We start from the raw sequence: 12,062 nt of genomic DNA on the forward strand, positions 1-12,062 counted from the left end.
AAAAGAAATACAAAATCCCAGTTACAAACCAATATTCTTTAAAATTTTTAGGTTCCCTTTAAGTCTGGTATAAAATTAAGATTGAGGTAAAACGAAAAGTTTCTCACTTAAAACTCAAGTCCTAAATTTTCGGCTCCCTTTAGGGCTGGGGTAAAACGAAAATTAGAATTGAGGTAAAACGAAAAGTTTCTCACTTAAAACTCAAGTCCTAAATTTTCGGCTCCCTTTAGGGCTGGGGTAAAACGAAAATTAGGATTGAGGTAAAACAAAAAGTTTCTCACTTAAAACTCAAGTCTTAAATTTTCGGCTCCTTTTAGGGCTGGGGTAAAACGAAAATTTCCTACACTTATTTTTACGCGTAACACGTTTAATTAATCTGAAACTTCATTTTTTGAGACACCAACTTAATACTTAATACCTGATACTTTCTACTTAATCTTCATTTTTTGAGACACCAACTTAATACTTAATACCTGATACTTACTACTTAACATCATTCTTTTTTTTCAACTTTTTTACCCCACCCCAACTGCACATTAAGCAAGGACAAAGAATAGACAAAAGCAGGCGCTGCGGTACGCATGGCAGCATGGTTAATCGTCAACAACCAGAACACCACAAAACACAGCAAGAACATGTTGAACTTATTTTCTAAATACAAAACAAGGGGGGTGAAAAATAAGATTAGCAAGGCTATGATGCCGAAGGTACCATGCTCTGCCAGCATACGGGTAATTTCATCATGAGATAATGCAGCATTCGCCCTATCTAATTCTCGAACTTCTACTCCTTTTCCAACTCCTACCCCAAAAATAGGATTCTTTAAAAATATATTAATTTCATCCTTAGCTATATCTTCCCTCCCGGTAAATCTACTTTCTTTAACTCTCCCTGTTGCATCTTGATTGGCATAACGTTTGTCAATCAATCCTCCCGTTTGGAAAGAGGTATATCCCCAAGTCCCCATCATGGCTAGAGTAACAAATACTATAATATAGTTAAGCTTTACTTTCCCTCTGTAATTCGATTTAAAATACAAGAAAAGCAACAACAAAACAATCATTAAAAACCCAGTGACCATACCGCCTCTGGAAAAGGTAATCATACCCCGATAGGAGATATTCAATGCAACAATCAAATTAATGCCCAACAAAAATTTATTCCGAGACTCTAATATAACCCTGGAAAAAAAAATAAACATGCCCAAACCTAAAATAGTTGCCACCTGATTAGGTCCAAATCCTCCAGAAGTAGCAAAATTTGATCCCGTTCCCGTAATTACCTCCCTAACTTCAGGGGTATATAAGATCAAATAGACCATGCAAGATATTATTGGCAGCCCCATACTTAATAATATATTATTCATCTCATCTAATAAAATTTTTCGCCTAAAAGTATATAGAGAGGCAATCCCTAGACAAACCGGACCCGAAATATTAAAAGCGATGGCTTTCCGAATATTGGTATCAAAATCCAATACAAAAGTAGAAATAACTATACTGGGGACTAATAATAATAAAAATATCCAGTAAGGAACTGCTCCTTTGGAGAAACCGCTAAAATACATCCCTATAAAAATAAATAGTATCACCCCATATTTAGAAATTTCATATAAGGGATTCCCATCCGTCATCCTCAAAAAAACTTCACTTCCTACTACATAGGCAGCAGCAATAAGCGCTTCATTATTCTTATTTTGCTTTTTAATGACATAATAAATTCCAAAAATAAAAATGGAATACCCATATATTTTGGAAACGAAGGGAACTGCATAAACCATTGCCCCCAGAACAACATGGAAAAGAATTAAATAGAGATAAGTTTGATCCTCTTTTTTCATTTACAACTATTTTTTAACCAATTTAAATACTGTTCCATGACAGCCGTTTTTGAATAAGTATCATTTATCATTTTGTAAAGTGCATTACCAAACTCCAGTTGCAGAACTTCACTTTTTATTAATTCGACCAAGGCTTCATAAAATAAATGCTCTTGTTGAGCAGCAATAAGAAAACCGTTTTTACCATTGGCAACCAAGGAGGATATTTCGCCTACATCGGTCACTACAACAGGTTTTTTCAACCATCCATATTCTAAAAGAGCTACGGGTAAACCCTCAGATTGCGACGTTAAAACGCCAATGGTAGATTGTTGCAAAATATTTTCAATATCTTCTTTGGTGCCGTAAAGAAACACATTTTTTTCTAAAGCAAAAGCAACTATTAAATCCTTAATTTTTTTAGAATAGCTATCGTCAAAATCTTTTCCTATCAAATGAAAGGTCCATTCGGGATGTGATAGCTGCAACTTTCTGGCAACTTCCAGTAATAAAAAATGATTTTTCTGTACCCTCAGATTAGCCAAGCAGACAATCCGCTTTCCGGTAACCCCTTGCAATACGGTTTGCGCGGTACAATTCTTTTCTTCAGATGGAAAATTGGGTAAATAAACCGTATTCTTGAAATTCATTTTTTGCTTAGCCCAAATTTTCAATTTTTGGTTAACAGCTATAATTCCACTAAAAAAAGGCAAAGTCATTTTTAAAGCACCTATGGGTCTTTTATTTAAAAACTCACTATCCCCATAATGGTCATGCCAAATTAATTGTATCGAAGGATGAACTAATTTCAATAAAAAAGTTAAAAAAAAAGAAGTACTATGGGCATGAATATGAGTTACCTTATTTTTTAAAACAAAAGAATGTAATTTAAAAAGCGCGCTAAAATCAATCAACTTTTTTTTATCCAAAAATAAATACGAAACATTCGGATCGATTTGATGAAGTAAAACCCCTTCCTTTCTAGTGGCAACCAGTCCTGAAAATTCAATTATTGTTCCTAAAGCATTGGCATAATTAACTGCCATACGCTCTGCCCCTCCAGCTTCCAGTGAATCTATAATTTGAATAATCCGCATTTTTTGATTGTCATCTTTCATCTTTAATCGTTACTTTATTTTAAACGTTTAAACAACTAAACCTTTAAACTTTAAATTCTTTTAAAACCAACAACGCCTTTATTCCCTCCTCAAAAGCATCTAAAGTATACCCTCTGGACCATTCCGCAGCTTTATTTCTTTTAATGTCAAAAAGGGTTTGATCAAGTAAAATAGCATCTATTTGGGCACTGTCTTTTTCTAAATTCATTTCTAGTAAAACCCCTCTTTTCCCATAATCCAACATAAAAGGAACACAAGAGACGGAGGTAGCTATTGGTACACAACCCCAAAACATCCCTTCTGCAATAGCTTTTGGCCAGCCTTCACTTTCAGAAGGTAAAACCACAAAATGACTGCCCATATAGGCTTTCTTAACAATATCTTGTGTTTGATTCCCTTCTAATGAAACTATGTTTTCTAATGCATGAGCTGCAATATAATCCTCCAGCATTTCTCGTTCCACACCTTCACCATAGACACTCAAACGTACTGAATATCCTTTAAGATGTAAATTTTCCACTAATTGAATAGCATATAGCGGATGCTTTCCTTTTACTAAAGTCCCCACAAAAATAAAATCAACAAGCCCTTTTAATTCTTTTTCAGTTACCGGAGCCACCTCTTTTTCAGTATAAGTAGCCGTAAAAAAAGGTTTGATATTAGTAGTCATTCCTTCCCATTCTCCATATACCAAAACGTGCATATTACGGGTCAAAAAAGGGTTACTCAAGATCCATCGTTGCAATTGATACGTCCACGGTTGATTCGATTCAGGATCCCAATTTCCGGCATATTTAGCAGTTTTAGGCTTATTCGGAAATACAATTTGTATTATACAGGCTAACAAACCAATATTACCGGGACAGCGCAAATGGATGTGATCGGCAGATTGCATGGCTTTGAAAATTTGCCAACTTATTTTAGGTACTTTTAAAATCGTTCTAAAAATAGATTTTAGATGCAACACATCAAAACTATCAATAAGCACAAACTTAATATTTTGATGCTCATAAGCAATATCTATAGGAGTTTTCCCTAAATCTGTTAGTGGTGCAACAATAACGACCTCATTAGCATATTGAGTCCAAATATTCATTTCCAGTACATAGGGGCTATAGGCAAAATACTTGTTTTGCAATAGAATATGGGGGACATGGGTTATAATTGCAAAGGTCATTAATTTTCTAATTTTGGCTTATGAATAAGTAAACTCCACCACCCCACAGTTCTACCTAAAGCTTCCGTAAAAGCTTCTTTTTTATTAGTAGTGGTCAATGCATTGGTAAAGCGGATGATAATCAAAAGTATTGTTATAGAATGCCATCTAAATTGAGCCTTTATATCTGGCTTCGAATTTTTCACCCTCCATACATACCAGCCATTGCGTACCACCATTTTACCATAAATATATTGGTTAGGTCTCCCAGAAGCATCATGGTAATGACTTAATTTTGCTGCAGTATTCAAATACAATTTTCCTTGTTTGGCCACTCGCAACGTAAAATCGGCATCTTCATATAAACCATAGCCCTCAAAATAAGTAGAAAATTGTAAAGTTTCAAATACTTTTTTTCGAAAGGAAGAAACCCCTCCCATCAATTGTTCTACTTCATAAATTTTGTTGCTGGGAGGTAAAAAACCGACACTTCTCCCATGGGAAAATAGAGGAGAAAAACCTGGCGGACAATCACTGTCTAAATTCATTTTTTTTCTAAGAACAAATCGACTACCATCCTTCCTTTTCCAACTATCAAAATAATATTCATCTATTTTTGGAGAATAGTTCTCTCCTACAAATTCACATTCTGACTCATTTATAATATACCCACCAACCCCCAAAGCTTGGGGATATATCTGGTATGTTTTCAATATTTGTTCAAAATAATCATTTTCCAAAACGGTATCATCATCTAGGAAACAAACTATTTCTATCTCGTTTCCTACCCTTTCAATACCATAATTACGTTGTTTGGTCAACCCACGGTGTTCTAATGACACCAAAAAATAATGCAGATTTTTAAATTTATTTTTATTTAAAGTAGCTTCTGTTTCATTGTTAGTTGAGCTATCTATGATTAAAATTTCATTTGGGTATGCCGTTTGAACCAAAACCGATTGTAACAATTGGAGCAAAGGTTCTGGACGCATATAAGTGCAAATAATTAAGGTAAACTTCATTATAATTCTTTAAAAATAGTATAAATAGTATTAAAATAAGCTTCTCTATTAAGGTAATTCAACCACAAATTTCGATTATTTATTTGCATTTGTTCAAAATCCTTTTCACTAATAGTTGCATGAAAATGGATTAATACATCCATAAAATTATTTTCTGAAGCAATTACACAATGCTTTTTCCATGTAATATTATTAGGCAATGGTAAACGAACATCCGTATCAATCACAAATGGGATTCTTCCCATAGCCAATGTTTCATATAATCTAATGGAAAAATTACCTGCCCCTCTAAGACAAAAAACGTATGGATTAGAAACCATATTTTCAAAAAATTCTAAAGTGGTTCGTTTTTTTTCCTCTTCGGTTTTAACTCCTGCTCTATATTGTTTTCTGAAAATAAAATTAGTTTTAATTTGATTGTTTTTTTGCAAAGCCAATAAAAATTGATACCGTTTTACACTTGAGGGATAAAAAGATTGATAATCCTCAAAAACTTGTTTCGTGATTCGTTTTGAATTATGGTAAAGATAAATAGAAAACTCTTTACACCATTTAGCTAACGAACCGTTTGCATTTCCTACAAAACCAATAGTAGGATAAGTTGTTTTGGCTAGGGGTTGAAATTCATTTTCCAACTCCATATAGGGGTCCATAATTAATGCAGGCACTATAAATGTTTTATCATTCAATTTACTATCAAAACCACCCAGTCTAAAGGTATAAATGGTTGTATTTAATGTAACTCCAAAATCACCAGCACTATACACCCAAACTTTTTTATTTAATCTGTTGGCTTCACCTATGAAATCATAAAGCCATTCTACTTTATTATTTTCAAAGAAATAAGCAATTTGAACCGGTACAATAACGATATCCGCATCTTCAATAACAGCAACAATTTGATATTTTTTTAAAAGATTCAAATTGTTGATATAACACAAATCAAGCAACAAGGGAAAGATAATTTTCCTGTGCTGAGGTGTTATAAATGTACTATCAGTATAAATTTTAATCATCCCTCTTAAGAATTGTAGCCCAATGAATACTAGCATTCCAATGTTTATTCGTTTTTTTTAAAAACTGAAGCGGATTTTGAAAAACATTGGTATTATATAAATTATAAAAATAAATTGTTTTATATCCTAAAAGCTGTTGATGCGTTTTATAAATCAAATTACTAAGCATAACAGTAGGAGAAGGTTTTGGAATAACTGCATCGGTACTCCATACAAAAGTAGGTTTAATTCTAAATCCCCCGATAGGTGCCTTTAAATGAAGAATTGCTGGTTCCGGAAAATAAATTACATCCGTCCCCCTATTTCTCAATTGCATACCAAAGTCAAAATCTTCTCCATAAGCAAATTCATAATTTGAATTAAATCGCACCTGATTTAAATAAGATTTTTTAACAATACTACATCCTGAACCAAAAATAGTAGTTTGATGAACCTTATTGTACTCATTTTTGTCCCCTTCTAACAAGCAACTAAATATTGATGATTCAATACCAAAAATTTTACAATTATCTATTCCTTGTTTCAAAAAATCATTATTAATGCGAATATCATCATCCGCTAAAAAAACCCATTCGCTTTTCACTTTAGATAATGCAATATTACGTGCATTACAAGCACCTGACTGATGGATAAAAACATGTTCTATTTGAAACGGCCATTTTTCATCAGAAATAAAGTCTAATTCAGAAACACTTCCTTCTTTTGGATTTTGCTCCACTATGATAACATTTTTAGGTAAATGTGTTTGATTTCTCAAATCATACAAAACATCTTTCAAGTATTTTATTCTCCCAATGGTAGGGATAATAACATCTATTTCATCTGAATTAGAAACCTTTCTATTTGAACTTACTTGAATTTTATCCAACACTTTTTTATCCCAGTTTCGCTTTTTAAAAAATAAACTATACAGTAAAGGAAACAGCATTATTTTTCTTTCATAGGCCAGAAAACTGGCAAACAATATGAAAACCCATTTTATACCATGATGATGTTTTACAAACTTAAAAAGAGTATAATTATCATTTACGGAACATGGAATGGCTAATATCTTTTTCTTAAATAATCTAGGTTCTGAGTAACAAAAAAGTCCCATTGGCATAGCTCTTTTCGCTAATGAATTGAGTAAGTAATCAAAATTTTCTTTCTTATTAAGTATTTGACTGTCTACAGCATTCAAAACTGTTGCAGAAATGGCACCAACAGCACTTGACATTTGCCAGGTAAAAAAAGAAACTTCTTTGTTTAATCTTAATATCGAAGCATTGTCGACATATCCTAATCCATCATTAATCATATTTACAACATACGGATTATAAGAAACCATCATTTTTTTGTGATGCATAATGTCATTTATACTTTCTTTATCTAAATGGGGCTCCCATTTTACATCACACCATACCAAAGTTGCTTCAGGAAATTTTTGGGCTAAATGGAATAGTGTTGCTCCAATAGAAAAATGTTCATTCTTACATGAATTTTCAACACCATCAATTCGTAATACTGTTTTCGTATTATGGTAAATAATTATCATTTTCTAGGCACTTATTCTTGTAAAACAATAACTTTGTTATTCCCCACTATAGCTGCATATTTTGAAAACCCACTATTGTACATTTTATCTAGTTTTAACAAATATAGTGTATCACTTTTCGCCATAAAATAAAAATCGGTAAATGTTTTATAGTTAGATTCTAAATCCGCATTGTTGTTTTTCATTCCTATATGTTTTGGGCTTCCTTCTAAAATAGAAAAAGAGGTTTTTTGTTTTACAAAGTTCAAAAAAATATTACTATCTGACAATACATAAACTTTTTTAGTCGGATGCAAAACAACAACCTCTTTCATTTTTCGAATTAATTTATTGACTAATTCTTGCTTCTTGTTTTCATCTAAAACGGTATGGGTTGTATCTTTAAAATCACCCATCAACGACGTAAATCGGGTATGAAAAACAATCCTGTTATCATGAGGAAGTTTTTGAATTTCTTTGTTTAATTCATTGGAAACCGCAAACAATTCATTATAATTAGTATGCCAAATCTGTTGGTTTTCACTTTCTGTATTCTTTGTATAAATTGTTCCTAGGTAATCAATATTACTGTATACAAAAAAAGTTTTGGCTGTAGAATTCTTAATTAATTGTAATGGATTTGCTTCAAAGTTATCCATCAAATAAATCACTTTGGTATTGAAAGGATTGTATTTTAATTCTTTCTCTTTTATATCCCAATTTACTTTATTGGGATATAAAAAATGACTTAACTGAAATGGGTGAGTAAAAGAAATATAAAAATCATAGTCAAGACTTTTAGCTATTTCATAAAAAGAAATAATACCTTTTAATCGGTCTACTAAACCTCCATGAGAAAAAAGTCCATCAAAACAAATAACTATTCTTCCTTTGTCCTTATCAGAAAAAAAATTAATTTTCCTGCCATAATACATTAATAAAAGCAACTGTTTTCGAAATAAACTAATTTTTTTTATCCACTTTTTATTCATCATTAGATTGTATTAAACCTTGATAAAAATTTATATTTTGATTTACTATTTTCCCAATATCAAAAACTTGCTCAGTTCTAATCCTTGCCATTGCACCCATTTTTGAAGCAAGCTCTTTATCATTTAAAAGTGCTACAATTTTCTCAGCATATTCCTTATGCTGCGTTGGATCTACTAAGAAACCACTTTCACCATCTATAACTACCTCTTTCCCCCAACCAATATTAGATGCAACAATTGGTTTTTGCATTGCCATGGCTTCCAACCAAGAAACAGGTAATGCTTCTGCAAAAGAGGGGAACACGCAAACTGTAGCTTTTTGAATGTAATCTCTAATTTCATCATGTGAAACACCTCCAAAATACGATACATTAAGTAAAGCCTTTTTAGAAAATGACTCTTGCATCATTCCCCATGTAGAATTATTTCCTGAAATAACATCACTTGAGTCTCTACCTACCAAATACAATTTGGCTTTAGGATATCTTTCAATTATTTTATTAAAGATAAATGGAATTTCCAACAATCCTTTTTTCCTAATTAGTGTTCCAAAATACAAAATAATTGGAAAGGTACTCCCTTCATCATAAATCTTTTTGAAATCGAAACAATTAATTCCATTATGAATAATTGTATAGCTATTGGTTAATTCAAAAAGTTGATTGGTTAACGATGCTGTATATTGGCTAGCTGCCAAATATCCATCAGCATGTTGCAACGCTTTCTTTTCATGAAATTTATTTACCCATTTCACTGGACGCTGATCCAAGTGACAAAAATAAGTATCCGAACCATTCAATCGAATAACGACAGGACATTTTTTAGGTGAAATAAATGAGGTAATCCCAGTCCAATCCGGCGCTTCTACCAAATCAATTTCTTTATCTTGGTGTAATATATTTATTATTTTTTGGAGTTTTTTTCGGGTAAGATACCACGACAACCCCTTGATTTTAACATTTCGTATTTGCTGAATGCAAATCCCATTATCGTCAAAAACACCATCTACTTTCTGACCATAAACCAAAACCCGAACAGAACAACCTTTTGCCAAAAGTCCTGAAGCCAAATTTTTTATACTTGTGCCAATGCCCCCAGAGTTACCTGTTTTCGAATGCGGATATTCTGGAGTTAGAAATGCTATTTTCATATTTATCTATTAAAAAAAAATCTTATAATTATTGCCGTAAACTTTCTTGCTCCAGCATCATTTAAATGACCACAGGAGGAGAAATACTGATCGCCTTCTACCGCATTTTCATAATTGTAGATTTCAGGATAAATTTGATGCACTTTCTCAAAATAATCCAATCCTTTGGTATTTGTACACATCGGTGTCATAACGGCAATCAAATTAATCTTATTTGCTTTACAGATATGCTTTATCTCTTCATAACTTTTATTTTGGTGTGGAATATAGTTTGACAAATCATATGTTAAATTTTCACCTTCATTATTTAATGCATAATAGCCTCCATTCTTTAAATATGCACTTTTTTTACGAATTAAACTTAAAACCATTTCTCGAAAACCTATTTGAGGCTCATAAGCAACATATCTATAAAAAGGGATGTAATAAAAAGCATTAAAATTAGAAACAGAATTGAGATGTTCCCGAATTGTTTTTGAATGATGAATGTAAGGTAAAACTTTTGCAACTGTAGATTCTGAAATACCATCTGATGCAATATTTAAATCAACCTCGATAATAATATTTTTTATTTTATAATGTCTTTCAATCATTAATTTTAACAACAAATCTGATTCAAATAATCTGGAACCACTCATCCCATAATTAAAAGTTTTCAATCCCTTTTCTTCAAACATTTGGGAAACAAAATGATTATTCGCCCTAGAAGACCCTAGAATTACTACATCATAACTTCTCCCTTTCGAATTATAAACATAATCAATTTTTCCTCGATCTTTGGATTGTAAATAAACAGCTGTATAAATAAAATCTAAAACAACTAGTAATAAAAGTGTTGTGAGCAAAATTTTAGCAAATAAACTTAAAAAGTTTTTCATTAGAATCTAAATATATAATTCTTAAAGAGGAAACGTTTCTTAAACGATTTTTTTTTTTAAACCTACTAGATTTTAATTTTAAAGCACTCAAATTAAACAGACTGATTTCGATATTAAATTATTCACCAAACAAATACAATGTCGAAAAAAAATCTTTCATATGATTTAATATTTCTTCAAAACCTATATCAAATCCATATAATATTCTTAGTTATCATTGATTAAAAAAAAATCTCTTATAATTATAGCGGTAAATTTCCGAGCTCCACTATTATTCATATGTCCACAGGAAGAAAAATACTGATCGCCTTCTACTGCTTTTTCATAATTGTGAATTTCGGGATACATTTGATGCACTTTCTCAAAATAATTCAATCCTTTGGTATTGGAACACATTGGTGTCATCACGGCAATCAGGTTAATGTGATTTGATTTACAAAGATGCTTTATTTCTTCGTAATATTTATTGTGCAAGGGTTTTAGATTTGTCAGGTCATTTTTCATATTGGCATTTAAATTTTTACCCAATGGATAATAGCCTAAATGATCCAACAAATTAGTTGGTTTTTCTCTGACAGCAGCATACATTTCTCTAAAACCAATTCCAGGTTCAAAAGCGATGTACCTATAAAAAGGGATGTAATACAATGCCCAAAAATCAGGCTGCTGAGCAAAATGCGATGCAATCACTTCAGAATTGTGAATATAGGGTAAAAATTTAGACGCTACACTCTCAGACTCCTGCTCATTAGACAAGTTTAAATCAGCTTCCAGTATGACATTTTTTATTTCATACTTTCGTTCTATCATTAGTTTCAACAGCAAAGAAGCCTCAAATAAGTGCCCTCCACTCATACCATAATTAAAAGCCTTTAATCCCTTGTTTTCAAACATGGGTGCCACAAAATGGTTATTGGCTCTGGAGGATCCTAAAATCACCACATCGTAAACTCTGGCTTTTGAGTTATAAACATAGCCTATTTTACCTCTGTTTGAGGATTGTAAATACACTTTTGTATATACAAAATCCAATACAACCAACACAAAAAAGGCTAGCAAAAGTATTTTGATTGTAAAAATTAAAAACCGTTTCATCTTAAATTTTAATATTATTATTTACGTTATTGAAAGCCTTCATTTGACAAAAGTAGCGTATTACAACTTCAGTTGTCACGTCGAAAGTTTAAACTTAGCAGAAACGAAGTGCAAGCGAGATGCTTTCTATGGCAAAACTAATCTCGACTGCGCTCGATTTGACAACTCGACTTTGGCTCGTACTAATTGAAGCCGAAATGCTTTATTTCATAACTGAGATGTGCTTTGTCACGTCGAAAGTTTTTATATAGCGGAGACGAAGTACAATCGATTCCCCTATTTATATTAAAACTGAAAATAAAT

General features: G+C 32.0%; 10 protein-coding genes. All 10 read right to left on the minus strand.

Annotated features, from left to right (window positions below):
* Positions 1 to 493: 493 nt before the first annotated feature.
* The 10 genes from OA85_RS12615 to OA85_RS12660 all read right to left on the minus strand — a co-directional run bounded on the left by OA85_RS12615 (position 494) and on the right by OA85_RS12660 (position 11,759).
* The gene (locus OA85_RS12615) at positions 494 to 1,840 is read right to left on the minus strand and encodes an O-antigen ligase family protein (RefSeq protein WP_039110135.1); all 1,347 of its coding nucleotides are present in this window, start codon (positions 1,838 to 1,840) and stop codon (positions 494 to 496) included.
* Positions 1,837 to 2,937 (minus strand): glycosyltransferase, encoded by a 1,101-nt coding sequence (locus tag OA85_RS12620; protein ID WP_231557103.1) that lies wholly within the window; start codon positions 2,935 to 2,937, stop codon positions 1,837 to 1,839. The genes OA85_RS12615 and OA85_RS12620 overlap by 4 nt, the downstream gene beginning before the upstream one ends.
* A 43-nt stretch (positions 2,938 to 2,980) precedes the next feature.
* Complete coding sequence (locus OA85_RS12625) at positions 2,981 to 4,114, minus strand: glycosyltransferase (protein ID WP_039110136.1); 1,134 nt, start codon at positions 4,112 to 4,114, stop codon at positions 2,981 to 2,983.
* On the minus strand, positions 4,114 to 5,115 hold the full coding sequence (locus OA85_RS12630) for a glycosyltransferase family 2 protein (protein ID WP_039110137.1): 1,002 nt from the start codon (positions 5,113 to 5,115) through the stop codon (positions 4,114 to 4,116). Before OA85_RS12630 ends, OA85_RS12625 begins: the two co-directional genes overlap by 1 nt.
* On the minus strand, positions 5,115 to 6,038 hold the full coding sequence (locus tag OA85_RS12635) for a hypothetical protein (protein WP_197056087.1): 924 nt from the start codon (positions 6,036 to 6,038) through the stop codon (positions 5,115 to 5,117). Before OA85_RS12635 ends, OA85_RS12630 begins: the two co-directional genes overlap by 1 nt.
* Before the next feature lie 85 nt (positions 6,039 to 6,123).
* A complete protein-coding gene (locus OA85_RS12640) occupies positions 6,124 to 7,665 on the minus strand; it encodes a glycosyltransferase family 2 protein (protein ID WP_039110139.1) in 1,542 nt (513 codons plus the stop codon).
* An 11-nt stretch (positions 7,666 to 7,676) separates the two neighbouring features.
* A complete protein-coding gene (locus OA85_RS12645) occupies positions 7,677 to 8,639 on the minus strand; it encodes a hypothetical protein (RefSeq protein ID WP_156129459.1) in 963 nt (320 codons plus the stop codon).
* Entirely contained in the window at positions 8,629 to 9,786 is a 1,158-nt protein-coding gene (locus OA85_RS12650) for a glycosyltransferase family 4 protein (protein WP_039110141.1), read from the minus strand. The genes OA85_RS12645 and OA85_RS12650 overlap by 11 nt, the downstream gene beginning before the upstream one ends.
* Before the next feature lie 2 nt (positions 9,787 to 9,788).
* Positions 9,789 to 10,664 (minus strand): hypothetical protein, encoded by an 876-nt coding sequence (locus OA85_RS12655; protein WP_039110142.1) that lies wholly within the window; start codon positions 10,662 to 10,664, stop codon positions 9,789 to 9,791.
* A gap of 207 nt (positions 10,665 to 10,871) precedes the next feature.
* Positions 10,872 to 11,759 carry a hypothetical protein gene (locus OA85_RS12660; protein WP_039110143.1) on the minus strand — a complete coding sequence of 296 codons (888 nt, stop codon included), beginning with the start codon at positions 11,757 to 11,759 and terminating at the stop codon, positions 10,872 to 10,874.
* Positions 11,760 to 12,062 lie beyond the last annotated feature (303 nt).

It is taken from the genome of Flavobacterium sp. AED, from assembly GCF_000812945.1.
In the GTDB taxonomy this organism is placed as follows: domain Bacteria; phylum Bacteroidota; class Bacteroidia; order Flavobacteriales; family Flavobacteriaceae; genus Flavobacterium.